At 70.2% G+C, this 24,518-nt stretch carries 24 protein-coding genes and 1 pseudogene; 10 read left to right on the forward strand and 15 right to left on the reverse strand.

The features are described from left to right. From H5J31_RS34835 to H5J31_RS34845, 3 genes and pseudogenes are all read right to left on the reverse strand, one after another. Positions 1 to 244, reverse strand: a pseudogene (locus H5J31_RS34835) (PE-PGRS family protein); the annotation flags it as partial. A gap of 11 nt (positions 245 to 255) precedes the next feature. Then, positions 256 to 810, reverse strand: a complete 555-nt coding sequence (locus H5J31_RS34840; protein WP_181776935.1) for a DUF3558 family protein — start codon at positions 808 to 810, stop codon at positions 256 to 258. A 4-nt stretch (positions 811 to 814) separates the two neighbouring features. Continuing rightward, positions 815 to 1,168, reverse strand: coding sequence for a hypothetical protein (locus H5J31_RS34845; protein WP_181776936.1), 354 nt, complete (start codon positions 1,166 to 1,168; stop codon positions 815 to 817). Positions 1,169 to 1,453: 285 nt separating this feature from the next. Between H5J31_RS34845 and H5J31_RS34850 the strand changes: the two genes are divergently transcribed. Genes H5J31_RS34850 through H5J31_RS34860 form a run of 3 tightly spaced genes read left to right on the forward strand, consistent with a single transcriptional unit; the run spans position 1,454 to position 6,356 of the window. Further along, the gene (locus tag H5J31_RS34850) at positions 1,454 to 2,533 is read left to right on the forward strand and encodes an AAA family ATPase (protein ID WP_181776937.1); all 1,080 of its coding nucleotides are present in this window, start codon (positions 1,454 to 1,456) and stop codon (positions 2,531 to 2,533) included. Between the two features lie 20 nt (positions 2,534 to 2,553). Then, on the forward strand, positions 2,554 to 3,828 hold the full coding sequence (locus H5J31_RS34855; RefSeq protein ID WP_181776938.1) for a DUF58 domain-containing protein: 1,275 nt from the start codon (positions 2,554 to 2,556) through the stop codon (positions 3,826 to 3,828). Further along, the gene (locus H5J31_RS34860; protein WP_181776939.1) at positions 3,825 to 6,356 is read left to right on the forward strand and encodes a transglutaminase family protein; all 2,532 of its coding nucleotides are present in this window, start codon (positions 3,825 to 3,827) and stop codon (positions 6,354 to 6,356) included. The genes H5J31_RS34855 and H5J31_RS34860 overlap by 4 nt, the downstream gene beginning before the upstream one ends. A gap of 259 nt (positions 6,357 to 6,615) precedes the next feature. Here the strand turns inward: H5J31_RS34860 and H5J31_RS34865 are convergent, their stop codons facing one another. The 3 genes from H5J31_RS34865 to H5J31_RS34875 form a co-directional block, all read right to left on the reverse strand. Beyond that, positions 6,616 to 7,035 carry a DUF3040 domain-containing protein gene (locus tag H5J31_RS34865; RefSeq protein WP_181776940.1) on the reverse strand — a complete coding sequence of 140 codons (420 nt, stop codon included), beginning with the start codon at positions 7,033 to 7,035 and terminating at the stop codon, positions 6,616 to 6,618. A 197-nt stretch (positions 7,036 to 7,232) separates the two neighbouring features. Next, positions 7,233 to 8,450 (reverse strand): DNA polymerase IV, encoded by a 1,218-nt coding sequence (dinB, locus tag H5J31_RS34870; RefSeq protein ID WP_181776957.1) that lies wholly within the window; start codon positions 8,448 to 8,450, stop codon positions 7,233 to 7,235. A gap of 153 nt (positions 8,451 to 8,603) precedes the next feature. After that, positions 8,604 to 9,338 carry a methyltransferase domain-containing protein gene (locus H5J31_RS34875; RefSeq protein WP_181776941.1) on the reverse strand — a complete coding sequence of 245 codons (735 nt, stop codon included), beginning with the start codon at positions 9,336 to 9,338 and terminating at the stop codon, positions 8,604 to 8,606. Between the two features lie 109 nt (positions 9,339 to 9,447). Here H5J31_RS34875 and H5J31_RS34880 point away from each other — a divergent pair, with 109 nt between their 5' ends. From H5J31_RS34880 to H5J31_RS34895, 4 genes are all read left to right on the forward strand, one after another. After that, positions 9,448 to 10,332, forward strand: a complete 885-nt coding sequence (locus H5J31_RS34880) for a ParA family protein (protein WP_181776942.1) — start codon at positions 9,448 to 9,450, stop codon at positions 10,330 to 10,332. Positions 10,333 to 10,337: 5 nt separating this feature from the next. After that, positions 10,338 to 11,141 (forward strand): Fpg/Nei family DNA glycosylase, encoded by an 804-nt coding sequence (locus tag H5J31_RS34885; RefSeq protein WP_181776943.1) that lies wholly within the window; start codon positions 10,338 to 10,340, stop codon positions 11,139 to 11,141. A 123-nt stretch (positions 11,142 to 11,264) separates the two neighbouring features. After that, positions 11,265 to 12,314: an adenosine deaminase gene (gene add, locus H5J31_RS34890; RefSeq protein WP_181776944.1), complete on the forward strand. Its 1,050-nt coding sequence runs from the start codon at positions 11,265 to 11,267 to the stop codon at positions 12,312 to 12,314. A gap of 376 nt (positions 12,315 to 12,690) precedes the next feature. Then, the gene (locus tag H5J31_RS34895) at positions 12,691 to 13,251 is read left to right on the forward strand and encodes a GNAT family N-acetyltransferase (protein WP_181776945.1); all 561 of its coding nucleotides are present in this window, start codon (positions 12,691 to 12,693) and stop codon (positions 13,249 to 13,251) included. A 293-nt stretch (positions 13,252 to 13,544) separates the two neighbouring features. Here H5J31_RS34895 and H5J31_RS34900 read toward each other — a convergent pair whose 3' ends face one another. Further along, a complete protein-coding gene (locus H5J31_RS34900; RefSeq protein ID WP_181776946.1) occupies positions 13,545 to 14,120 on the reverse strand; it encodes a CGNR zinc finger domain-containing protein in 576 nt (191 codons plus the stop codon). A gap of 81 nt (positions 14,121 to 14,201) precedes the next feature. Here H5J31_RS34900 and H5J31_RS34905 point away from each other — a divergent pair, with 81 nt between their 5' ends. After that, positions 14,202 to 15,353 (forward strand): epoxide hydrolase family protein, encoded by a 1,152-nt coding sequence (locus H5J31_RS34905; RefSeq protein WP_181776947.1) that lies wholly within the window; start codon positions 14,202 to 14,204, stop codon positions 15,351 to 15,353. A gap of 47 nt (positions 15,354 to 15,400) precedes the next feature. Further along, positions 15,401 to 16,450: a quinone-dependent dihydroorotate dehydrogenase gene (locus tag H5J31_RS34910; RefSeq protein ID WP_181776948.1), complete on the forward strand. Its 1,050-nt coding sequence runs from the start codon at positions 15,401 to 15,403 to the stop codon at positions 16,448 to 16,450. Here H5J31_RS34910 and H5J31_RS34915 read toward each other — a convergent pair. The 7 genes from H5J31_RS34915 to rimO form a co-directional block, all read right to left on the reverse strand. Continuing rightward, positions 16,410 to 18,044 carry an amidase family protein gene (locus H5J31_RS34915; protein WP_181776949.1) on the reverse strand — a complete coding sequence of 545 codons (1,635 nt, stop codon included), beginning with the start codon at positions 18,042 to 18,044 and terminating at the stop codon, positions 16,410 to 16,412. The genes H5J31_RS34910 and H5J31_RS34915 overlap by 41 nt on opposite strands. A gap of 271 nt (positions 18,045 to 18,315) precedes the next feature. Next, entirely contained in the window at positions 18,316 to 19,308 is a 993-nt protein-coding gene (gene pspM, locus H5J31_RS34920; RefSeq protein WP_181776950.1) for a phage shock envelope stress response protein PspM, read from the reverse strand. A gap of 73 nt (positions 19,309 to 19,381) precedes the next feature. Beyond that, complete coding sequence (locus H5J31_RS34925; protein ID WP_020637705.1) at positions 19,382 to 20,224, reverse strand: PspA/IM30 family protein; 843 nt, start codon at positions 20,222 to 20,224, stop codon at positions 19,382 to 19,384. 382 nt (positions 20,225 to 20,606) lie between these two features. Next, the gene (locus H5J31_RS34930) at positions 20,607 to 21,056 is read right to left on the reverse strand and encodes a helix-turn-helix domain-containing protein (RefSeq protein WP_181776951.1); all 450 of its coding nucleotides are present in this window, start codon (positions 21,054 to 21,056) and stop codon (positions 20,607 to 20,609) included. A 101-nt stretch (positions 21,057 to 21,157) separates the two neighbouring features. Then, the gene (locus H5J31_RS34935) at positions 21,158 to 21,628 is read right to left on the reverse strand and encodes a CinA family protein (protein ID WP_181776952.1); all 471 of its coding nucleotides are present in this window, start codon (positions 21,626 to 21,628) and stop codon (positions 21,158 to 21,160) included. Then, the gene (gene pgsA, locus H5J31_RS34940; RefSeq protein ID WP_181776953.1) at positions 21,625 to 22,266 is read right to left on the reverse strand and encodes a CDP-diacylglycerol--glycerol-3-phosphate 3-phosphatidyltransferase; all 642 of its coding nucleotides are present in this window, start codon (positions 22,264 to 22,266) and stop codon (positions 21,625 to 21,627) included. The genes H5J31_RS34935 and pgsA overlap by 4 nt, the downstream gene beginning before the upstream one ends. Continuing rightward, positions 22,263 to 23,711, reverse strand: a complete 1,449-nt coding sequence (gene rimO / locus H5J31_RS34945) for a 30S ribosomal protein S12 methylthiotransferase RimO (protein ID WP_181776954.1) — start codon at positions 23,709 to 23,711, stop codon at positions 22,263 to 22,265. Before rimO ends, pgsA begins: the two co-directional genes overlap by 4 nt. 88 nt (positions 23,712 to 23,799) lie before the next feature. On the opposite strand from rimO, the gene H5J31_RS34950 reads away from it, so the two are divergent. Next, positions 23,800 to 24,327, forward strand: a complete 528-nt coding sequence (locus tag H5J31_RS34950) for an amino-acid N-acetyltransferase (RefSeq protein WP_181776955.1) — start codon at positions 23,800 to 23,802, stop codon at positions 24,325 to 24,327. Between the two features lie 50 nt (positions 24,328 to 24,377). On the opposite strand, the gene H5J31_RS34955 is transcribed toward H5J31_RS34950, so the two are convergent. After that, a partial coding sequence (locus H5J31_RS34955; RefSeq protein ID WP_181776956.1) for a CGNR zinc finger domain-containing protein occupies positions 24,378 to 24,518 on the reverse strand: 141 nt, incomplete at its 5' end.

A 24,518-nucleotide genomic window follows, 5' to 3' on the forward strand; every position in this document is an offset into this window, starting at 1 on the left:
CGCCGCGGAGCGCGTCGCCCGCTTCGCCGCGCCAGCTCTCCTCGCTGCTGCCGACCAGGCCGGCCAGATCGGACGTCGCCTCGTGCATCCGCCGCGCGAGCGCGTCCCAGGCGGCACCGATGCCGCCCGCCGCCTCGGGGTCGTTGCCCGCTTCGACCTGGGCGGCCAGCGCCTCGTGGCTGTAGGCCTCGTACCGCGTCGCCGCGACCGGGACCTCACGGCCCGGCATCTCTCCTTCAGGCACGGCACCTTCTCCTAAGGCAGTTTGGGTTCGGCCAGTCCCGCCACCGTCACCGCGCGCTCGCAGGCGAGCGTGGTGTCGGTGAAGTTCGTGTTGCTCACGTCGATCTGGACGCTCGCCTTCTCCCCCATGCCGAGCAGGACCGCGCAGGTCCCGTCCGCGGCCTTCCGGTCGGCGACCTTCAGCGCTTCCCGGTCGCCGACCTTGGTCTTCGTGGCGGTCTTGCGCGCGACTTCGAGGTCACGCAGGCCGTTCTTCTCGTCCACGGTGATGGTGACGCCGAAGGTGGCGGGCACCGTCCAGTCGCAGGCGCGGGCGCCGTTGATCTCCTTCGGGACACCGAGGACGTTCAACCCGGCTGTCGAGCGATCCATCGGGTCGAGCAGCGTGCACGGGTCCACACCGCCGTTCGACGCGGATGAGGACGCCGGGGGCGCCGAAGGAGCCGGGCCATCGCCGTCGTCCGCGGCCGGAATTCGCGCCTGGCCTGCGGCCCCTTGTCCGCAGGCGGACACTGTAAGGACGGCGAGCGCGCCGAAGAGGGCGAGGACGGGGAGGCGGGACGTCATGGGTTCAGCCGCCGACACAGTCCACGCCCGCCGCCGCTTCCTCATCCTGACGGGTGTATTTGGCCAGCGCCTTCGCGATCCGGTTCTTGAGCGCTTCGAGTTCCTTGCCGAAGGCGGTCAACGCCTCGACGGCGGATCCCTCGGCACCGATTCCGTACTGCGCCATGAACCGGCCGACCTCGTCCGCGTATCCCCCGCCGAGGGGAACCGTGCGGCCGAGCACCTTGGCCTCGCGGACCATCTGGCCGACCACGTCCTGCAGGGCGGAGATCTTCGCGTGGGCATCGGACGCCAGCTCCGGCGCGACCGCGAATCCGCTCAGATCGAACCGGGGTTTGGCGGTGCTCACCTCGCTCATATGCGATTACGCCTCTCCGTAGTCGAGCGACCTCGCACCGGAGCATACGACAAAACACGGCGTCAGCGGGAGCACCCGAAAACGCGCTCACCTCACCCGATCGAGGTAAAGTCTCTGGTTGCACAGAGTCATCGACTGGGGTTGGCGGGGTTCCCCCCACGAGTTCGCCCGAGTTTGACACACTTCGTGGGAGGCTGACCGCTGCTCGGGGGACCACTCGAGCGATCAAGCTGGCCCTTCAGCAGACACCAGCGGACATCCAGCCACGCGGCACCAGGAGGTCGAGTGACGTCGAGAATCCAGTCTGCGACGCCCGGCGAACAGCAGGGCGAGCAGGCATCCGGGCAAGCGCCGTATCCCACGGCCGCGGGCTCGGTCAGCGGCCGGCAGAACGGCCGCGCGAGCAGAGCGTCTCTCGACGAACTGCATGAGACGGCGCGGCGGATCGCCGCCAACGTGGAGCGGGTCCTGGTCGGCAAACCCGACGTCATCCGCATCGCGCTCGTGACCCTGCTCGCCGAAGGCCACCTCCTCGTCGAGGACGTCCCCGGGGTCGGCAAGACCTCGCTGGCGAAGGCGCTGGCCCGCTCGATCGACTGCACCGTGAGCCGGATCCAGTTCACCCCCGACCTGTTGCCCAGCGACGTCACCGGGGTGTCCATCTACAACCGGCAGAGCGGCGGGTTCGAGTTCCGGCCCGGCCCGGTGTTCGCGAACATCGTGGTCGGCGACGAGATCAACCGCGCCTCGCCGAAGACGCAGTCGGCGCTGCTCGAATGCATGGAAGAGCACCAGGTCACCGTCGACACCTCGACGTACCACCTCGAAGAGCCGTTCATGGTGATCGCCACCCAGAACCCCATCGAGATGGAGGGCACCTACGCGCTGCCCGAGGCCCAGCGGGACCGGTTCACCGCGCGGGTGTCCATCGGCTACCCCGACCAGCAGGCCGAACTGGCCATGGTCGACGAGCACGCCGGGCACAACCCGCTCGCCGATCTGGAGCCCGTCTCCGATCGCGACTCCGTGCAACGGCTGATCGAGACGGTCCGCTCGGTGCACATGTCGCCGGAGGTCCGCCGGTACGCCGTCGAACTGGTCTCCGCGACCCGGCAGGTGCCGGAGATCCGCCTCGGCGCCTCCCCGCGTGCCACCCTGCAGCTGGTCCGCGCCGCCCGGGCGCAGGCCGCGCTTTCGGGCCGCGAGTTCGTCGTCCCGGACGACCTGCACACGGTCGCGGTCCCGGTGCTGGCGCACCGCCTGGTGCTCACCACCGAGGCGCACGCCGCCCGCCGTTCGGCCACCGACGTGGTCCGCGCGATCCTGCACCGCGTCCCCGTCCCGCAGGGCTCGAACAACCGCTGACACGTTAGGGAAAACAGCGCATGCTGCGTGCTCTGTCCGGCCTGACCACACGCGGCCGCTGTCTCCTCGCCGCCGGCGTCGCCGCGGCGGTGTGCTCGTTCGTGCTCAACGAACGGGACCTGCTGCGCGTCGCGGTGTTCGTCGTCGCCCTGCCGCTGCTGGTCGCCTTCTTCATCTCGGCGACCCGGCTGCGGCTGGGCGCGGCGCGTGCCCTGCGCCCGGATCGCGTCTCGGTCGGTTCTCCCGGTGAGGTCCAGCTCGAACTCTGGCGCAACGGCAGGCTCCCGGCAGGCGAGGTGCTGCTCGAAGACGGCGTGCCGTACGCGCTGGGTTCTCGGCCGCGGTTCGTCGTCGAACGGCTCCCCCACGACCGCCGGGTCGCGCTGCGGTATCCGCTGCAGCCGGTGCTGCGCGGGATCCAGCAGGTCGGCCCGCTGCGGGCGACGATCACCGACCCGTTCGGGCTGTGCGAGTTCGAACGCGAGCTGATCGGGCATTCGCGGCTGGTCGTCGTGCCGAAGGTGGTCGGCCTGTGGGGCCTGCCCAGCGGCGCCGGCATCGGCGCCGGGGACGACGGCAGCATCCGCCTGCACGCCGGACAGGGTGAGGCGGACGTGATCGTCCGGCAGTACCGCCAGGGCGACGACCTGCGGAAGGTCCACTGGCGTTCGACCGCCCGCCGCGACGAGATCATGGTGCGCGTCGAAGAACGCCCGTGGCGCGGCGGCACCACGGTGCTGCTGGACCACCGCGCGGCCGCGCATCACGGCACCGGTCCCGCCGCGAGCCTCGAATGGGCCGTGTCGTTCGCCGCTTCCGTCGCGCTGCACCTGCGGCGTTCCGGTCACCGCGTCCGGCTGGTCACCGAACACGGCCACACCCTCGCCGACACCCCCGGTGAAGGCGGCGAGCACTACGACAACATCGTCCTCGACGTCCTCGCCGCGCTCCAGCCCGCGCACCAGCGCGACATCACCCTCGGCGGCGACCCGGCCGAAGGACAGGAACTCATCGCCGTGCTCGGCACCGTCAGCAACGAATCCGTCCACGAGTTGTCCCGGTACCGCCCGCGCGGGATCCGGAGCCTCGCCGTGCTGCTCGACACCCCCGGCTGGTCCTCGGGCGTCAACAAACCCGAGAACCGCGCCGCCGCCACCGAAGAGTCGGTGGCGCTGCTGCGCGCGGCGGGCTGGGGCGTCGTCGTCGCCGGTCCGGGATCGCCGATGCAGCAGGTCTGGGCCGAGCTGTGCCAGACGGCCACCCGCCGCGGCACGCTGATCGGAGGTGGCCTGTGACCGCGACCGCGCCACCCCGCCCGCACACCCCGAAACCACGGCCCGAAGCGCCGGCGCCGGTCTGGACGAGCAGCGTGCTCGCCCCGGTCGCCGCCGGAATCGCCACGCTGTTCGCCTCGACGTCGCTGACCGGCGTCGTCTCGGGCTGGGCGTGGTTCGGCTATCTGCTGGTCGCGGTCGTGCTGATCGCGTCCACCGGGCTCGCGCTGCGCTCGCTGCGCGCGCCGACCATCGTCGTCGGCCTGTCCCAGCTGCTGGTGCTGCTGTTCCTGATCACCGGGGCGTTCACCACCAGCGGGATCCTGAAGATCATCCCCGGCCCGGACGCGCTCGAAGAACTGCGCGGCGTGCTCGCCGCGTCGGCCGAGCAGATCCGCGTCGGGCTGCCGCCGGTCGAGGGCACCCCGCCGATCCTCTGTCTGGTGACGATCGCGATCGGCCTGGTCGCGGTGCTGGTGGACACCCTCGCCGTGGCCGCCGCCGCGCCCGCCGCGACCGGTCTGGTGCTGCTGTGCGTGTACGCCGTCCCCGCCGCGCTGGCCGAGGAGATGCTGCCGTGGTGGACGTTCCTGCTCGGCGCTGCCGCGTTCGCCGCGCTGCTCGCCGTCGACGGCAACCACCGGCATCGCCGCTGGCGTAACCGGGACGCGCCCGGGCTCGGCAACTCGGCGAGCACGCTGTCCGCGCCGGTCGGTGTGGTGAGCGCGGCGATCGTGCTGGGCCTGATCATCGGCACGGCGGTCACCGGCATCGGCACGGTCGGCAAACTCCCCGGCGCCGAAGGATCCGGCCGGGGCGGCGCGGGCGGATTCGGCGTCGAGCCGTTCACGCAGCTGCGCGGCCTGCTGGACCAGGGCGAGAACGTCGAGCTGTTCAAGGTCTACGGGATGGGCGCGGACAAGCGGCTGCTGCGCGCGTTCACCCTCGACACCTACACCCCGAACAAGGGCTGGGGACTGGCCCAGAACGGCCGCGCCCAGCAGGGCGTGCAGGCCAACCGCGGCCTCCCGCCCGCCCCGGGCGACGACGGCGCCGGCCCCTCCCGCGAGATCCGCATCGAGCCGACCAACTGGGTCGACAACTGGCTGCCGATCTACGGCGCGCCCCGGACGCTCAACGGGCTGGCCGACAACTGGCTGTACGACCCCGTCGGCGGAGCGGTGTTCACCACCACCAAGCAGAACGCGCCCGCCTACACCGAAACCGCGTCGATCAAGGAACCCTCGAAGGACGAGCTCCGGCTGGACGACCCCGAGCTCTCCGAGGTGCCGGAACAGTTCCTGCGGGTCGACCGTGTCGACCCGCGCGTGGCCGAGAAGGCCAAGCAGCTGACGCAGAACGAGTCCAACAACTTCGACAAGGCCCAGGCGATCTGGTCGTTCTTCACCGCGCAGAACGGCTTCGTCTACGACACGAAGACCGCCGACCCCACCGACGCCGACACCGACGCGCTCGCCGACTTCGTCCTCAACGGCAAACGCGGGTTCTGCGAGCAGTTCGCGTCCGCGATGGCCGTGATGCTGCGGTCGGCGGGCATCCCGGCGCGGGTCGCCATCGGCTTCACCTCGGGCACGCCCAAGGGCGATCACAACTCGATCAGCTCCGAGGACGCGCACGCCTGGGTCGAGGTCTACTTCGGCACCAAGGGCTGGGTCAGCTTCGACCCGACCCCGCTGGTCGACGGCCGCGCGGTCGTCCCGCCGTATCTGCAGACCGACACCAGCAGCTCCCCGACCAACGACACCCAGGAAGTGCCGAGCGCCCCGGCGTCGAGCGCCCCCGCGACCGGCACCCCGCGGGACCCGGGCGCGGACCTCGGCGCGGACGGAAGCACCGGCCAGCAGGAGGAAGAGCCCCTGTGGCCCGCGATCATCGCCGGTCTCCTCGGCGGTCTGGCCGCCGCGGTGACCGTGGTCGCGATCGTGCGTTCAAGGTTGAGATACCGGGCGCTGATGCGCTCGCCCGGCCCGGACCATCCCGAGCAGGTCGAGGAGGACCAGGGCCCCGGCGGATTCTTCGACCGGCCGGACGTCGCGAACTGGCTTCCGCTGATCGCGATCGGCCTGTGGGTGGCGGCGCTCGCGTTCCTGGCGGCGTGGGTGTCGTGGTGGTTCGCGCTCATCCTCGTCGTCGTCCTCGGCGGGATCGGTACGCCGACCGCGATCCGGGAGATCAAACGACGGCTGCGGCTGCAGAAGATCGCGTCCCACTCCCCGAGCGCGGCCGACGCGGCCTGGCGCGAACTGATGGACGAATGCGCGGACCGCGGCCTGCCGCTCACCGACGGCGACACGGTGCGCGTGGCGGGCCGGAAGGTCGTCGAGAAGCATCGTCTGGACGAAGAAGGCCGCACCGGCCTGCGGACGGTCATCGGCGTCGTCGAGAAGTCCTGGTACTCGGACGAGCCCGCGAACGACCGGACACTGGGCCCGGCCTTCGACGAGGTCCGCAAGAGCCTGCGGCGGAACGCGCCCATGTCGTGGAAGGGCCGGCTGTTCCCGCGGTCGCTTCGGCGGCGGGAGAAGTAGGGCTCGGCCTTAGGCGGTCACGCGTGACCGGATGGACGGCACGCGTGACTGAGCGGACGTCACTCCGCGGAGCCTGGCCGTGTGCTTGCCGTCCGTCCAATCACGCGCGCCGTCCGTTGGCTCACGCTTGCCGTCCGTCCAGTCACGCGTGACGTCCGTTGGCTCACACTTGCCGTACCGGCTCGGCACCCGGGGGGGCGTGACAACGCGAACATGCCGACGGGGCAGTGCCCCGTCGGCATGTTCGCGTGTGTGAGAGCTACTGCTCCTCGAAGCGCTGGCGGAAGCGCTCTTCCATGCGCTGGGTGAACGAGCTCCGGCGCGTGGACGGCTTGCCGCCGCCACCTCCGCCGGCTCCCGAACCGCCACCGCCGTCCTTACCGCCTTCGCCTTCGGCTCCTTGCCGAATCGATGTGACGGCCAACATGACTCCGAAGAACATCACGAGGAACCCGAGCACGCTGATCACTGGGATCTCGGCGACCCGGATGTTGACCACCACGCCGAGCACCAGCAGTGCGACGCCCACCACGAACAGGGCTATGCCCTGCAAACGCCGTCGACGGGCGGGTCGGCGCAACCGGGTGCCTCGCACCGTGGATGCGAACTTGGGGTCCTCGGCATAGAGCTCGCGCTCGATCTGATCGAGCAGCCGCTGCTCATGCTCGGAGAGTGGCATCTTTCCTCCTCCGGCACAGCTGTCGCGGGCGCCGGGCCGCGCAACGTCATGGACCCAACAGACAACCCCAGGCGGGGTGTCTCTGTCCAGGATACGAGCCCCGCGCTCGTCCGACTACCCGATCCCGTATCCAGAAGGGATCGAATTGGCCGAAACCACCCGACTCGGCTCTCTCGAAGACGATCCGGCGGGCGAAGTCACTGGTCACGGGGTGTCAGCAGTGACGCGGGCCGCACCGCGGCGGCGCCGAACTTCGACCTCGCGACGTCGGCGGCCACTTCGGCATCCCGCCATCGGGGTTCCGGTGAGTCGAAAAGTAGCTGCTCTCCGTCACTGTCCGTGTCCAACCCCTCGACTCTTACGCCGATCAGGCGGACTGCGCCCGTCGGCGCGTGCTCGGCGAGGAGTTCGACGGCGGTGCGGTGGATGTCGCGGGCCACGTCCACCCCGACGGCGGTTGTCCGGGCGCGGGTGATGGTCTTGAAATCGGCGAACCGGACCTTGATCGACACCGTCCGCCCGCGCAGTCCCCGGCGGCGCAGGGTCGCGGCGACGCGCTCCGACAGCCGGAGCAGTTCGAGACCGAGCGCGGCACGGTCGTGGAGGTCGACGTCGAAGGTCACTTCGGCGCCGATCGACTTGTCCGGCGTCTCCGGGACGACCTCGCGTTCGTCGTGGCCATGGGCGAGCGCGTACAGATGCTCCCCCAGTGCCCGTCCCAGGGACCGCCGCAGCCGGGGCAGCGGTGCGGTGGCGACGTCGGCGATCGTGTCGAGACCCTGCTGCCTCAACTGCTCCTCGGTGCGTTTCCCGACGCCCCACAGCGCCGACACCGGCAGCGGATGCAGGAACGCGAGCGTCTCGGCGGCCGGGACGACGACCATGCCGTCCGGTTTCGCCATCCCGGACGCCAGCTTCGCGACGAACTTGACCTTCGCGACTCCGACGGAGCAGTTGATCCCGTGTTCGGCGGCCACCCGCTCCCGGATCAGGGCGCCGAGCCGCGCGGGCGTGGAGCCCAGCCGCTTCAACGCCCCGCTGACATCGAGGAAGGCCTCGTCCAGGCTGAGCGGCTCCACCAGCGGCGTCAGCTCGCGGAAGACCGCCATGACGCCCTTGGACACCTCGCCGTACAGCCCGGGCGTCGGGGTGATGCAGATGAGCTGGGGACAGAGCCGCTTGGCCGTCGAGAACGGCATGGCCGACCGGACGCCGAACTCGCGCGCCGGATAGCTCGCGGCCGCCACCACCGACCGCGGGCCGCCGCCCGAGACGACCACCGGCTTGTCCGCCAATTCCGGACGCGTGCGCAGCTCACAGGACACGAAGAAGGCGTCCATGTCGACGTGCAGCATTCCGCAGCCGGTGTCGTCGGGCCAGGTGGTGGCCCCGGTCGTCACGCGGTAGCGGGTCATCCCGCCGGGCAGCTCAGCGTTTCTCCCCACACCCGGACGCTAGCCGCACCCACCGACAGTTCCGCCCGCCGCGTGCTATGAACGGCTCGTTACTTGCAAATTTTGCAAGTAACGAGCCGTTCATAGCATCGGGTGAGGCGGACGGAGGCCGGCTCAGGCCGGGCGGCGCGCCAGGACGTGCAGCCGGCTGGAGATGTCCCGCAGCGGCGAAACCGAGGCGGCCGCCAGCTCGAACTCCGCCAGGTCCTCTTCCCGCACGCCTCCGGGCACGAAGTCCGCCACGACGCCGTCGCCCTGCAGGGAGACCACTTCGAGCCCCACCGCGATCAGCTGCGCCCGCAGGCCCTCGGCGTCGAAGCGACGCAGCACGGTCTCCCGGCCGCCGCCCAGGACGCCGCTCTCGGCCGCGAGCAGTTCCCGCGCCTCGCCGAGCCGTCCGGCCAGCGCGCGCTGCAGGATCGCCGCGTGACGGTTCGCCACGAGCACCGACACGGCGCCGCCGGGTTTGACCGCCGCGGCCAGCGCGGCGAGCACCGCCGCCGGATCATCGACGACCTCGAGCAGGCCGTGCGCGAGCACCAGGTCGGCGGATCCGGCCGCGACGTGGGCGCCGAGCGCGTCGGAGTCGTCGGCGATGACCGTGATGCTGCCGGAGACGCCTTCCTCCTCGGCGCGACGGCGCAGGGTCGCCAGCGCGTTCGGGTTCGGCTCCACGACGGTCACCAGGCAACCCGCCGATGCCAGCGGCACCGCCCAGCCGCCGCTCCCGCCGCCGACGTCGACGACGTCCGGCTGTTGTGCGCCTCGCGCCCGGGCGGCCCGGAGTTCTGCTTCGAGAACCCGGCGAACCGCCCCCGATCCCCGCGTGGCCACGGTGTCCGTCTTCATAAACGCACAGGGTAATGCCCGCCCTCCGGTGACCTGCGGGTGTAGTCCGATGCGGTGTTCGACACCTTGCCGGGGAGCCACCCCGCCGAAGGCCCGTAGGCTGTGTCGAGTGCACACGGTCGCTGTTCTCAGCCTGAAGGGTGGCGTCGGTAAAACGACGGTCGCCCTCGGTGTCGCGTCCGCAGCCCTGCGTAGGGGCGCCCGGACCCTCGTGGCCGACCTCGACCCCCAGGGCAACGCCACCACCTCGCTGGACCCGCCTTTCACCGACCGCACGCTGGCCGACGTCCTGGAGACGCCGGCGCGTTCGGTCCTCGAACGCGCGATCGCGCCGAGCGTGTGGAGCGACCAGATCGACGTCCTCGTCGGCGCCGAAGAGCTGGAGATGCTCAACGAGCCCGACGCCGACAACCGCCGGCTGGAGAACCTCTCCCGCGCCCTCGACGAGCTGCACACGAACCCGCTGCGCGACGAGCCCTACGAGCTGGTGATCCTCGACTGCCCGCCGTCGCTGGGCAGGCTGACCCGCTCGGCGCTGGTGGCCGCGGACAGCGCGCTGATCGTCACCGAGCCGACGATGTACGCCGTCGCCGGAGCCCGTCGCGCGCTCGAAGCGATCGAGAAGATCCGCGAAGAGCAGAACCCGGGGCTGCGGCCGATCGGCGTCGTGGTCAACAAGCTCCGCGTGCGCTCCTACGAGCACCAGTTCCGCGTCGCCGAACTGCGGGAGAACTTCGGCCCGCTGGTGATGCCGACGGCCATCCCGGACAGGCTCGCGGTGCAGCAGGCGCAGGGCGCGTGCAGCCCGATCCACGAGTGGCACTCCCCCGGTGCGCAGGAGATCGCGCTCACCTTCAACATGATCCTGGCGAAGGTCCTCCGCTCCAGCCGCGCCGGACGGCATCGCGTCCGCGGCGACGAAGACGTCCCGGAGCCGGAGACCCCGGAAAGCACCGACGAGCCCGCCAAGCTGAGCGACACCGGCACAGGTTAGCGGCGATGCCCGAAGGCGACACCGTCTTCCTCGCCGGCAAGGTCCTGGACAAGGCGCTGGCCGGGAAGACGCTGCTGCGCGGCGAGTTCAGGGTTCCCCGGCTCGCCACGGCCGACCTCGCCGGACGCGACGTACTCGGCGTGGGGACGGTCGGCAAACATCTGCTCACCCGCTTCTCCGGCGACCTCACCCTGCACAGTCATCTGCGGATGGACGGCAAATGGGCGGTCTATCCGGCGGGTGCCCGGTGGCGCCATCCGGCGCATCACGCGCGCGTCATCCTGGCCGCGGAGGGGGTGCAGGCGGTCGGCTTCCGCGTGCACGACCTGGAACTCGTGCCGACGGACGAGGAAGACCGGCTCGTCGGTCACCTCGGCCCGGATCTGCTCGATCCACAGTGGACGGACGAACTCGCGGAGCGGGCCGCGGCCGCGCTGGCGGCGGATCCGGACCGTGAACTGGGCGACGCCCTGCTGGATCAGCGGATCATGGCCGGGATAGGGAACATGTACAAGGTCGAGATGTGCTTCCTCCTCGGCGTCACGCCGTGGACGCCGGTGTCCGAAGTGGACCCGGCCAAAGCCGTCGCGCTCGGCCGCAAGCTGTTGAAGGCCAACGCCTGGCGCACCTCGCAGACCACCACCGGGGATCTGCGCCGCGGTCGCGAGCACTGGGCCTACGAGCGGACCAAACAAGGCTGTTTCCGCTGCGGAGGGCGGCTCCGAGTCGCCTCCCAGGGCGCCGGGCACCAGGCGAGGCCGACGTGGTTCTGCCCGAAATGCCAGTCCGGACCAGCTCCTACCGGTTAAGCTGGGCCCGTGACGCTGTTCAAGCTCCCCCTCTACGGGGCCGACACCGAACGCGGCGACCTCGCTCCCTGAGCCGTCCGCTCCCCTCCGCACGTCACCACACCTCTTTCAGGGAGCTTTGTCATGCCCGGAATCCTCACGGGCGAGGCGCTGCGCGCGTTCGTGCACGCCCTGCCCAAGGTCGAACTCCACGTCCATCTCGTCGGTTCGGCGAGCCTGCCCACGGTCCTGGAACTGGCCCGCCGCCGCCCGTCCGCGGGTGTGCCGACCGAGCCCGAAGCCCTCGCCGGCTTCTTCACCTTCCGCGACTTCCCGCACTTCCTGCGGAACTACCTGGCGGTGACGTCGCTGGTGCGCGACGCCCGCGACATCCACACCCTCGTCACCGGCCTGGCGGCCGACCTCGCCGCGCAGAACGCCCGCTACGCCGAAGTGACCGTGACGCCGTACAACCACGTCCTCGACGGGATGTCGGCGGACGACCTGCTCACCGGCCTCGCCACCGGGCGGGCCGAGGCGCTGGCCGAGTACGGCGTCGAACTGGCCTGGTGCTTCGACATACCCGGCGAGAAAGGTGTCGTCGCCGGGCGGGAGACGGTCGTGTTCGCGCTCCGCGAACGCCCGGAGGGACTGGTGTCGTTCGGGCTCGGCGGACCCGAGGTCGGCGTCGGCCGCGCGCAGTTCGCGCCCTTCTTCACCGCGGCCAGGGAGGCGGGGCTGCACAGCGTCCCGCACGCGGGCGAGACCACCGGGCCGGCCACCGTCTGGTCCGCGGTGCACGACCTCGGCGCCGAGCGGATCGGCCACGGCGTGGGCGCGCACACCGATCCGGCATTACTGGAATACCTTGCCGTACAAAGGATTCCCCTGGAGGTCTGCCCTACATCGAACGTCCGAACAGGACAGTTCTCCTCGATCGCGGCACATCCCGTGCGACGACTGCTCGACCACGGCGTCCTGGTCACGCTCAACACCGACGACCCGCCGATGTTCGGCGCCACCCTCGACGGCGAGTACCTGGCCGTCGCCGAGACGCTGGGCCTGAACGCGACCGAAATCGCCCGGTTCGCGAAGAACGCGGTCGAAGCGTCTTTCCTGCCTCCTTCGGGCAAGGCCGTCCTGCTGACGGAGATCGAAGAAATGTTGTTGCAGGACCCCGAAGTCCTCGCATAGCGTGGCGGTACACGAGAGAGGAGGTGGTCCAAAGTTGTATAGCAACAGGACTCGTGAGGTGACTGTCCGCTAGCGGACGGCACGCGTAGGACTTATGGGCAGCGATACAACGCAAGTTGGAGCCACCTTCGGCTCGTCGTCTGCTTCGCGTGATGCCTGATAGCGAATACCAGGCAGTCACCGGGCCCCCGAGGTTCCCGAGCACCGGTCCGGCTCGGGCCCGGCGCCTTCACCGGCGTCCGGGAGCCGCCTCGGGGTTCCCCTATTTCCGGGCCGTTCCTCCCTTTGCGAGGCCGAAGGGACCGCCCGCCGAACCGGAGAACCGCCCGCCGCCGTTCCGCTGCCAGGAACCCCGCAGAGTGGATAGCCTGACGCCATGTTGAGGCCCGACTTCCCGATCACCACCCCGCGCCTTACCCTCCGCGCCTTCACCGCGGACGATCTCGACGAACTCAACTCCTTCCAGTCCCGCGCCGACGTCGCCAGGTATCTGTACTGGGGCCCGCGCAGCCGGGCGGAATCCGCCGCCGCGCTCGCGAAACGGGTGCACAGCAGCAGCCTGTCCCAGGAGGGCCAGTTCCTGGCCGTGGCCGTGGAACTGACCGAGACCGGGCAGCTCATCGGCGATCTGAACCTCGAGTACCTCAGCAGCGAACACCGTCAAGGCGAGATCGGTTTCGTCTTCCACCCCGACCACCACGGCAAAGGGCTCGCCGCGGAGGCCGCCGTCGAACTGCTGCGGCTCGGTTTCGAAGACCTGGGGCTGCATCGCGTCATCGGCCGCTGCGACGGCCGCAACACCGCGTCGGCCGCGCTGATGGAACGCCTCGGCATGCACAAGGAGGCACATCTGCGGGAGAACGAGATCGTCAAGGGCGAGTGGTGTGACGAACTCGTCTTCGCGATGCTCGAAAGCGAATGGAAGGCGAGCCGCTAGCGTCCCTGTGTCTCGTGCCCGCCAGGACTCACGAGAGGTGTTGCGAAAGCCACTTTCGCAACGTTGAAGGTTGCGAAAGTGGCTTTCGCAACACCTTCTGCCCGTCGGAGCGCTCTGGGCCGTCCGGCTTCGGCTGATCGTAGATCCTGTCCGTGAAGGCCTCCTTCCCTACCCTGAAGGTAGTGAAGGAGGCCTTCACGGCGTTCTCTGATCGCCACATCCACCCCAGACGCACCAGCAAGCACAACGTCAGCGCGTGAAGGCCTCCTGCCGAAGTACGTCGTGACTGGAGATCACTCCGCCGATCCGGCCTCTTTACGCCGGTTGGCGGTGAAGCGCGCCTTCTTCTGCCGATTCCCGCACGTGTTCATGTCGCACCATCTGCGGGTGCGGCTCTGGCTGGTGTCGAAGAAGGCGGCCCGGCAGGTCGGCGACGCGCACAGCGCCAGTTTTCCGTCTCGTTCGCCCGCGATGACGCTGATCGCGTCGGCGGCGATCACGCCCAGGGCGTCTTCCACCCGGGAAGCCGAGCTGAGCCGCCATCGCCGCTCACCTTCGGGCGTCAGGATCGCCGCGGCCCGCCCCTGAACGCTGTGGTCGTTGAGGACCTGGACGGCGGACGCGGGAAGGGCTTCCTGGAGCGCGGCGGCTGTCGCGGCGGCGTGAATCGACTCCCTCAGTTCCCGGGCGAGGTCGAGCTGGGCGGTGGTGCAGGAGTCCACGGCGAGACCGTTCACCGTCAGCCAGTCCACGAGCCGCTGCGGGGTGGGAATGCGCTCCACGGCGTCGCCACGACGCTCCGTCAGGGTCCCCGTGAAGCTGGTCGCCAGCACGCTACCGAGGCGGAAGTCAGGGAATCCGGCAGGCATGGAACCACCTTAGCCGGTTGCGAGTCGGCGCGGGGACCTGTTAGAACCGTCTTAGCCGGTTCTCTTCAGCTAGGAGGTCTCATGCCCAGCGACGTACGAGCATTCGAAGCCCACGCGACCGACGCCGACCTCGACGATCTGCGCGCACGACTGGCCGCGGCGCGGCTACCGGAGGCCGAGACGGTCGATCGGGCCGGCCGCTGGGACCAGGGCGTTCCCCTCGCCGACCTCGTCGACGTCGTGGACTACTGGCGCACCGGGTACGACTGGCGAGCGTTCGAAGCGCGCCTCGACCGGATCGGCCAGTTCCGCACGACCATCGACGGTCTGGGAATCCACTTCCTGCACCGCCGATCCACGCGGGCGGACGCCACTCCGCTGGTCCTGACGCACGGCTGGCCGGGCAGCGTCGCCGAGTTCGTCGACGTGGTGGACGAGCTGGCGGATCCGAAGGACGCGGACGCGCCGGCGTTCCACGTCGTGATCCCGTCGCTGCCGGGCTTCGGTTACAGCGACAGGCCCGCCACCACCGGCTGGGGAACCGAAAAGATCGCCGCCGCCTGGGTGGAGCTGATGGGGAGGCTCGGCTACGGCGAGTTCCTCGCCCACGGCGGCGACTGGGGCGGCAACATCACCACGGTTCTCGGCGGCAGGTTCCCGAAGCACGTTCTCGGCATCCACACGACGTTCGCGCAGGGACTGCCCGGGGCGACGACGGACGGGCTGACGACGGCCGAGCGCGAATGGGCCGAGGAGACCCACCACTTCTGGCGCCACCGCGCGGCGTACGCGAAGCAGCAGGCCACCCGGCCGCAGACCATCGGCTACTCGCTCGTCGATTCCCCGGTCGGGCTCCTCGCCTGGATCCTCGACAAGTTCGCCGAGTGGTCGGACACCGAGGACAGCCCGTTCGAGACGATCTCCCGAGACCGCGTCCTCGACGACGTCACCCTCTATTGGCTGACACGGACAGGCGCGTCGGCGGCCCGGATCTACTACGAAAGCCATAACTCGCTCGACCCCGAGCTCCGGGTCGACGTCCCGTCGGCGATCACCATGTACCCCCGCGACATCGAGAAGTACCCGCGCCCCTGGGCGGAGCAGCGCTATCGGCAGATCGTCCGATGGCGTTCGCCCGAAGCCGGAGGGCACTTCCCGTCACTGGAGGTTCCCGAGTACTTCGTCAAGGATCTGCAAGAGGGTCTCGCGGCGGTGCTGGCCGCCCGCCGGTGAACGCGGCCCGAGGCCGGTCGGCGGACCCCACCAGGCATGATGGGCGCGTGCTCTTCGAGAAGATCGTCCGCCCCGCCCTCTACCGCGTCTCCGGCGGCGACGCCGAAACCGTGCACGAACGCACCATCGGCACGCTCGCCGGACTGAGCCGGGTCTCCCCCGCGCTCGGCGCGCTCGGCCGCGTCTACCGGACGGACGATCCGGTCACCTTCCTCGGCCTCCGCTTCCCGAACCGGGTCGGCCTGGCCGCCGGGATGGACAAGAACGGGCGCGCGCTGCACGCCTGGCCCGCGCTCGGGTTCGGCTTCGTCGAGGTCGGCACGGTCACCCGGCATCCGCAGCCGGGCAACGAAAAGCCGCGGCTGTTCACCCTCGCCGAGACCGACGCGGTGATCAACCGGATGGGCTTCAACAACGAAGGCGCCGAAGCGCTCGCCTCCCGGCTCGCCGCGGGCGGGAAGCCGCCGGTGCCGCTCGGCGTCAGCATCGGCAAGTCCAAGGTGACCCCGCTCGACGAGGCCGTCGAGGACTACCGGTTCTCACTTCGGGCCCTCTATCCCTACGCCGACTACTTCGCGATCAACGTCAGTTCGCCCAACACGCCAGGGCTGCGGGCCCTGCAGGACAAGACCGCGCTGGCCGAACTGCTCGGCGAACTCCGCAAGACCTCGGCCGAGCTCGCGGGCGACGCCGCACCGACGCCGGTGCTGGTGAAGGTCGCCCCCGATCTCACCGACGAAGCGCTCGCGGAACTGCTGGAGGTCTGCCTCGACCACGGCGTCGCCGGGCTGATCGCGACCAACACGACCCTGTCCCGCGAAGGGATCGCTCCGACCGAGGCCGCCGTCGGTGAGCAGGCGGGCGGGCTTTCGGGCCGCCCGCTCACCGCGCGTTCGGTCGAGGTGGTGCGGTTCGTGCACGGCGAAACCGGCGGTAAGCTGCCGATCATCGGCGTCGGCGGGATCTTCGACGCCGGCGCCGCCGCCCGGATGCTCGACGCCGGCGCCGGTCTCGTCCAGCTCTACAGCGGTTTCGCCCTGCACGGACCCGGTCTGGTCAAGCGGGTCGCCCGAGGTCTCGCGGCCCGGCCGTACTGACGAACCTCAGGTAGGCGCGCCAGCACTGGTACCGCGTCAGCTCCGGCGCCGCGGCCGTGGCCGCCTGGTCACAAAGGACGGCCAGCGGCGTCTCCCCGTCGTCCAGCCGGATCCGGCCGAGGACGAACGGGGCGGGCAGCGTGGCGGCGAAGGCACCGAGCGCGGCGGGCGAGAGCCGCCACCGTTCACCCGACAGCATCGTGTGCTCGCCCGTGGCGCTCACCGGCACCACACCCGGCTGCGGTGGCTCCGTCGGCAGCAACAGCATCCGGTAGCCCTCGCCGGTCTGGACGAGCCCGGTGAACCGCGCCCCGGCGGTGACCAGATGCTCGTTCAGTGGCTGCCCGCGCAGGTGCGCGCCGAACACCACGAGATCCGCACCCGGTGCGGGATAAGGGGAATCGGCCTGTTCGTCGGTGAGCACCGCGGCGAGGTCGATGGCGACCTGGTCGTCGAACGGCCGCACCACCACCGAAACGCCGTACGGCCCGAGATCCGACGGCGACGCCGGCACCGTGACCGCGGCGAGGTCGAGCAGATTGACGAACGCCGTGAACGTCTCCAGCCGTTTGGCTACACCGTCCGGATCGGACAGCGCTTCGGCCAGTTCGGGATGATCGGTGACCGTCGGCAGGACAAGGGCGTCGTAGTCGGAAAGCAGGCGCAGCGCGAGCATCGCGGCCTCGGCGACCCGCTGCCTGTCCGCGGTGAAGCCGTCGTCGCGGAGCAGATCGCCCATCGACAGCAGCGCGGACACCTCGACCGTCTCCACGACGGCCCCGGACGCGCGCAGCGCCGAAACCGCGCCGAGGAAGGCGGAACGGGACGGGAGCGAAAGCGCGGTGAGCGTGTCCGAACCCGGGATGGCGACCCGCGGCCGGTCTCCGGCCGAGAGCCGGACGTCCGGGGGCCAGTCACGCGCGAGCGGGTCGATCCCGTCGGGACCGGTCATCAGTCCCAGCGCCCGCTGCCCCAAGGTCAGGCTGCGCGCGAACAGGGCGACGCCGCCGCATGGGGCGACGCCGGTCTTCGGCACCAGGCCCAGTGTCGGCTTCATCCCGACGATCCCGTTGAGCGAAGCCGGAACACGGCCCGCTCCCCCGGTGTCCGTGCCGACCGCGAGGTCGACCAGGCCCAGCGCGACGGCCACGGCCGCCCCACTGCTCGCACTCCCGGAGACCTTGGCGGTGTTCAGGGCGGCGCTCACGGCGCCGTACGGGCTGTGGGTGTCCTTGAGGTCGCCGCCGTAGCGATCGCGGTTGGTCTTGCCGACCACCACCGCTCCGGCGGCGGCCAAGCGGGACACCGCGGGGGCGCCGACACAGCAGACGTCCTCCCCCGCCGTCGGGAGACCGGCGACGTCGATGACGTCGGAGACCGCCACCAACGTTCCGGCGAGCGGGAGGTCCGCTCCGGCGCGTACGCGTTCATCGACCGCCTTCGCGTCGACGAGGACGTCTTCCAGGGCGCGGAGGGTGATCCAGACGTCGGGCCGGTCGACCTCGGAGATCCGGTCGTAGGCCGCTTTGACGCGCTGGTAAGAGCTGGGAGGAGGGACGGGGGTCGGCTCTGGTTCCGGGGGGAGCGTCGTCACTGGGCGTCCTTTCCTCGGGGGGACGAGAAAGACCACTGCGCGAGATCCACTGTGTCCGGTCCGCCACCCTGGGACGCCCGCTCACGCGGGCTGGGTTCAGGCCCGAGCTGGGAGAAGCACTGCGTGCATGAGACAAACGTTAGGCATCGCGAGTTGCCGTAACCAGCGGTTTCGGGTTACGCGAGCGTTTCGGTACCACACAGTGAGCGAGTCGTTACGCAATGGAGTATTAGCGACAACGAATGAGACGATTGTCCAGGAAAGCGCCTGCTCAGGAAAGCTCTCGCAGCGCCATCGCCAGTCCGGCGAGCTTGTCGGTCGCGTCGGAGAGCGACTCCTTGGACGACGTCATACCGTCCGAGCTCGCGGCGACGGTGTGCCCGGCGGCCGCGACGAGACCTCCGTAGCCGTCGACGCCGTCGTCGAGCTGCTCACGCAGCTGCGTGATGGCGGCGTCGAGCGCGCCCTTCTCCCGCTCGGGCGCGGAGTCACGGCCGCGTTCGATGGCCTGGATCCGGCCGGCCAGCCCGCGAAGCGCCTGCGCGGCCTCCGCGGCGGTGGTCCGGGCGTCCGCCACGGCGATCTCCGACACCGGCATGACACCGACCGACGACGGCTGCGAAAGCTGGTGAAGCAGCTCCGCCAGCGAAGCCTCGCTCTCGACGAGACGCTCCATCGGTGCCCGCGCTACGGAACGCGCCGAGGGCAACGGTGGCGGCGGCGCGGGCGCGGCGGGCAGCACGGTGCGGTTGAGTGCCCGCAACCGCAGGCCCGAACGGACACCGAAGGTGCCGAAGACGAGGGTGAACGCACTGGCCGCGATCGCCTGGAGGACCTCGGCCTGGCCGTCCTGCAGCAGGCCGGTGCCCGCGACGACGGCGAACAGTCCACAAAGGATGGTGAGGAGGATCCAGAAGGTCATCGCGCGCGACGTCCGGCGCTTGCGGCGCTCCAGCTTCGCGGCCGGCTCGTTCCAGCGGGCCCACTTGGCCTTCGCCTCGGCGACCACCGGGATCTGGGCCGTGGTCATCGACGTCAGCTGCTGCGAGATCTTCGGCATCGGGGGCATCTTCGGCATCGCCGGCCTCGACTGGGGCCGGGGCGCCACGGGCGTGGAGGGCCGCGAGCCCGAGCCCTGCTCGGACGGCGGGATGTAGCGCTGGAGCTTCTCCTGCGCCTTCTGGGCGTAATCGGGCAGCTTCTCGATGTGCTTCTCAAGCTTGGCGGTGAACTCCCCGAAGTCCTTGCGCCTGCCCTGGCCCATTGCCCTCGCCCCTCAGTTCGGTGAGACCGGTCCCGCACCCGCACGGGATGCGGGACCGGCTCTAGGTGGTGTGTCAGGCGGGGTTCTTGCCCTGTTCGGCCTGAACCCGTGCCTGGATCTCACGCTGGATGTCCGCACCGCTCGACGCCTTCGGCGCGGCGGCGGTCTTACCGTCGGTCACCTGCGCGACGGAGTCACCCTTCATGGAAGCGCGGATCTGCTCCAAACGCGAGTGCCCCGCGAGCTGCGTCGTCGACGCCTGGACCTCCATCATCCGGCCCTGTACGGAGTTCTGTGCGAGTTCGGCCGAGCCGAGCGCCGTCGTGTAGCGCTTCTCGATCTTGTCGCGAACGTCTTCCAGGGACGGGGTGTTACCCGGCGCGGCGAGCTGGCTCATCTGGTTCAGCGAAGCGGAGACCTGCTCCTGCATCTTCGCCTGCTCCAGCTGAGAAAGCAGCTTGGTGCGCTCGGCCAGCTTCTGCTGCAGCATGGTCGCGTTGCGCTCGACGGCCTTCTTCGCCTGCTCCGCAGCCTGAAGCGACTGGTCGTGCAGGGTCTTCAGGTCCTCGATGCTCTGCTCGGCGGTGACGAGCTGTGCGGCGAAGCTCTCCGCCGCGTTTTCGAACTCGGTCGCCTTCTGCTCATCGCCCTTGGCGCGCGCCTCGTCGGCGAGCACCAGCGCCTGGCGGGTCGAAGCCTGAAGCTTCTCCACGTCGCCGAGCTGGCGGTTCAGCTTCATCTCCAGCTGACGCTGGTTACCGATCACCGAGGCGGCCTGCTGGGTCAGCGCCTGGTGGTTGCGCTGTGCCTCCTCGATGGCCTGCTGGATCTGTACCTTCGGGTCGGCGTGCTCGTCGATCTTCGACGAGAACGCCGCCATCATGTACTTCCAGAACTTCACGAACGGGTTGGCCATCTCCTCCGCCTGCCTTCTCGCATCCCACGGGCTGTTACCTCGAGGTGGGGCGTCCCCTCTGTGATGTTGCAACGTCCCGACCCCGGCGTTGAGTTCCATCGTGTCAGGTCGGCGTCCCGCGTTCCAGGCGACCCCGACGGAATTCAGGGATACCCCTGACTGTGATGTCCGTGACTTTCGGGTTCACCGGCCGGTGACCCAGGGTGAAAAGGAGCGGAGTCAGCGGCGCAGCGCGGTCGCCTGTTCCATCCGTGACAACTTCTCGGGGTCGCGCACGGAGTGGAGACCCCTCGCGCCTAGGTACAGGAACGGGGCCTTCATGTACCCGCCCAACGCGAAAGGCCCCAGGCACGTACGCCCAGGGCCTCTCACGTCACAGCTGCTATGCGGCGACCATCTTCGGTGCGGCGATGGTCGTCCGCAGGGTGGGGCTCATCCGCGGCGGCGGCGAAATCCGCAGGTCGGCCAGGTCGTTGCCGATCAGCTCGGACACCAGGCGGCCTCCTTCGAGCCCGCTCGCCTCGGCGCTCTCACGCTCCGGGGCACGCCGCTTGCCGGCCTCGACCTTCTCGTCCACCGGGGCGACCTCGACGTTGTCGATCGCCGAGACGTCGGCGGCGACTTTGTGCAGGAGTTCGCCCAGCGGAAGGTCCAGGGCTTCGCAAATGGACGCCAGCAACTCGCTGGACGCCTCCTTCTGCCCGCGCTCGACCTCGGAAAGGTAGCCGAGGCTCACCCTGGCGGCGCGGGAGATGTCCCGCAGCGTTCGACGCTGGTTCGTGCGGGCGTGTCGGAGCCGGTCGCCGATCGCCTCGCGCAACAGCACGGTCATCACGCGCCTCCCTTCCAGGACTGACTGCCCCCTACGTTACCCAGTGCGGTGCCCCGGGCGCAGGTGTTGACACGGCAATACGCCAAGGGCGAACGCGGCGATCATGCGAGATGTTCCCCCAGCAGGGCGAACGCACCCTCGACGGCGCCGGCCCTGACCGAGGCTCGATCACCGCTCAAGGCCAGCGTACGGACGGTGAGCACGCCCGGCCCGGCGAGACCGACGTGGACGGTGCCGGGAGCGACCCCGTCCTGTCCGGCCGGGCCCGCGACACCGGTCAGGCCGAGGCCCCAGGTGGCGCCACAGCGATCCCTCGCGCCCGTGGCCAACTGCGCCGCGACCTCGGGATGGACCGCGCCGTGGGCGGTGAGGAGGTCGGCGTCGACCCCCGCGAGCGAGGCTTTCAGGTCGGTGGCGTAGACGATCAGCCCGCCCCGGACGACGGCACTCGATCCGGGCACTTCGGTCAGCTCCGCGCAGACCAGCCCGGCGGTGAGCGACTCCGCCGTCGCCACCGTCTCCCCTCGCTCGATCAGGTGAGTGACCAAGGTCTCACGGGTGGTGACGGTCATGCGCCCGCCGCGCGCCGCCCGGCGGCCCGCAACCGGACCGCGCGGACGACGTAGTCGAGCCCGGTCACGACGGTCAGCACCAGGGCGAGGCCCATCAGCACCCACCGGACCGGCTCGGCGGCCGCGGGCAGCGGCAGCAGATACGCGGTGATGGCCGCGATCTGCGCGAGCGTCTTGGCCTTGCCGCCCCGGCTGGCCGGGATGACGCCGTGCCGGATCACCCAGAACCGCAGCAGCGTCACGCCGATCTCGCGGATCGCGATGACGATGGTGACCCACCAGCCCAGTTCGCCGAGCACGCTCAGCCCGATCAGCGCGGCGCCGATCAGCGCCTTGTCCGCGATCGGGTCGGCGATCTTGCCGAAGTCGGTGATCAGCCCGTACTTGCGGGCGACCCAGCCGTCGACCTGGTCGGTGAACGACGCGATCGCGAACAGCGCGGTGGCGATCGCCCGCCAGAACGTGTCCGTCCCGTCGCCGGTGAAAAGCGCCATCACGAACAGCGGCACCAGCACCAGCCGCGACATCGTGAGCAGGTTCGCCAGGTTCAGCGTCGGGACCGGGGTGGCCTCGGGAACCCTGGCGTGTTCACCGCCCGTTCCCTCGCCCGCCCCGGCGTCGCTCGGGGCGGCATTCACCGGTCGGCCTCGGGCGGCGCGGGCCGCACGATCAGGTCGACGCCCTCGGAGTCCACGACCTCGCAGCGCACGAAGTCGCCCACGGACAGCGCGGGGAAGTCATCGGTCTCGATCAGGACGCATTCGCCGTCGACCTCGGGGGCCTGGTGCGCGGCGCGGCCGATCGGGTCTTCGCCCTCTTCGACCTGCTCGATCAGCACCTCGACGAAGTCGCCGATGCGCTCCTCGGCGCGCTGCGAGGTCAGCTCCTCGACCAGCGCGGAGATCCGCGAGACCCGCTCGTTCACCACGGACTCGTCGAGTTTGCCGTCGAAGGTCTCGGCCTCGGTGCCGTCCTCGTCCGAGTAGCCGAAGACGCCCACCGCGTCCAGCCGCGCGCCGGTCAGGAAGCGCTCGAGCTCGGCGACGTCCTCTTCGGTCTCGCCGGGGAACCCGACGATGACGTTGGTGCGGATGCCGGCGGCGGGCGAGAACTCCCGGATCTGCTCGGTCAGCGCGAGGAACGAGTCCGTGGACCCGAAGCGGCGCATGCGGCGCAGCACCGTCTCACTGGAGTGCTGGAAGGACAGGTCGAAGTAGTCGGCGACGCCCGGAGTGGTCGCGATGGCCTTGACCAGGCCGGGGCGCGTCTCGGCGGGCTGCAGGTAGGACACCCGGACGCGTTCGATGCCCGGCACCTCGGCCAGGCGCGGGACCAGCAGTTCCAGCGCGCGGGCACCGTCGCGGCCGAAGTCCTTGCCGTAGGAGGTGGAGTTCTCCGAGACGAGGAAGACCTCCTTGACACCGTTCTCGGCCAGCCACATCGCCTCGGCGACGATCTCGTCCGGCTGCCGGGACACGAAGGAACCGCGGAACGACGGGATCGCGCAGAACGAGCAGCGGCGGTCACAGCCGGAGGCGATCTTCAGCGCGGCCACCGGCGAGTTGTCGAGCCGGGTCCGCAGCACACGCGGTCCCCAGCCGTGCTGGGCGTGCCCGGGCACCTCGACCGACTCGGCGGCCGTCGGGCGCTGGACCGGGCTGATCGGCAGCAGCTTGCGGCGGTCGGACGGGGTGTGGGACTCGACCTTGCGTCCGGCGACGACGTCGTCGAGACGCTCGGCGAGGTCGGCGTAGTGGTCGAAGCCCAGGACCGCGTCGGCCTCGGGCAGGCTCTCGGCCAGCTCGTTGCCGTAGCGCTCGGCCATGCAGCCGACGGCGACGACCTTCTTGCCGGTGTCGGACGCGGCGAGCAGGGTGTCGACCGAGTCCTTCTTGGCGGACTCGACGAAGCCGCAGGTGTTGACGACCACGACGTCGGAGTCCTCGGGCTCGGCGGCGAGCTCCCAGCCGCCCGCCGCCAGCCGTCCGGCGAGTTCCTCGGAATCGACCTCGTTGCGGGCGCAACCGAGGGTCAGCAAGGACACGCGACGGGTGGCGACAGGATCAGTGGTGGGAGAAGGCACGTGCCTTAGGGTAGCTGGCCTGCTCGCCGGGTCGGCGATCGCTCGCTCGGGCGAGCCCTCGACCGGTCGCGGCCGCGCGGATGGCTTAATGGTGGATGTGCCGTCAGACCCTCTCCTTCACCGCCGTCCCACCGTCCGCCGGGCCCGGATCGCGGACGTCCGCAAGATCAAGGCGCTGGTCGACTCCGACGCCGGGACGGTGCTGCTGGAGAAGGAGCTCGTCACCCTCTACGAGAGCGTCCAGGAGTTCTGGGTCGTCGAAGACGGTGACGACGTACTCGGCTGCGGCGCCCTCCACGTGCTGTGGGAGGACATCGGCGAGCTGCGGACCATCGCGGTCGACAAGACCAGCCGGGGTCGCGGCATCGGGCACGCGCTGGTGGGGCAGCTGATCGACTTCGCCCGAGAGATCGGGCTGAAGCGGCTGTTCGTGCTGACCTTCGAGACCCATTTCTTCTCCGGGCACGGCTTCGTCGAGATCGACGGGACGCCGGTGACCCAGGAGGTCTACGAGGAGATGCGGCGCTCGGCGGATCCGGGTGTCGCGGAGTTCCTCGACCTGCCGTACGTGAAGCCGAACACCTTGGGCAACAGCCGGATGTTGCTCGAGTTGTAGCAACCAGGCGCAGCCTGCCCGTCGAGGGTGGCGGCGGGGCGGGGTCCGGGTCAGGTCTTTTTCGCGTGGCGGGCGACCCGGACGCGGTTGCCGCACAGCGACGGCGTGCACCAGACACGCCTGCTGTTGGCCGCCACGAACAGCATCGAGCAGTCGTGCGCGCCGCACCGCCTGAGCCGGCCGGCGTGCGG

The sequence above is a fragment of the Amycolatopsis pittospori genome (assembly GCF_013870525.1).
GTDB classification, from domain to species: domain Bacteria; phylum Actinomycetota; class Actinomycetes; order Mycobacteriales; family Pseudonocardiaceae; genus Amycolatopsis; species Amycolatopsis pittospori.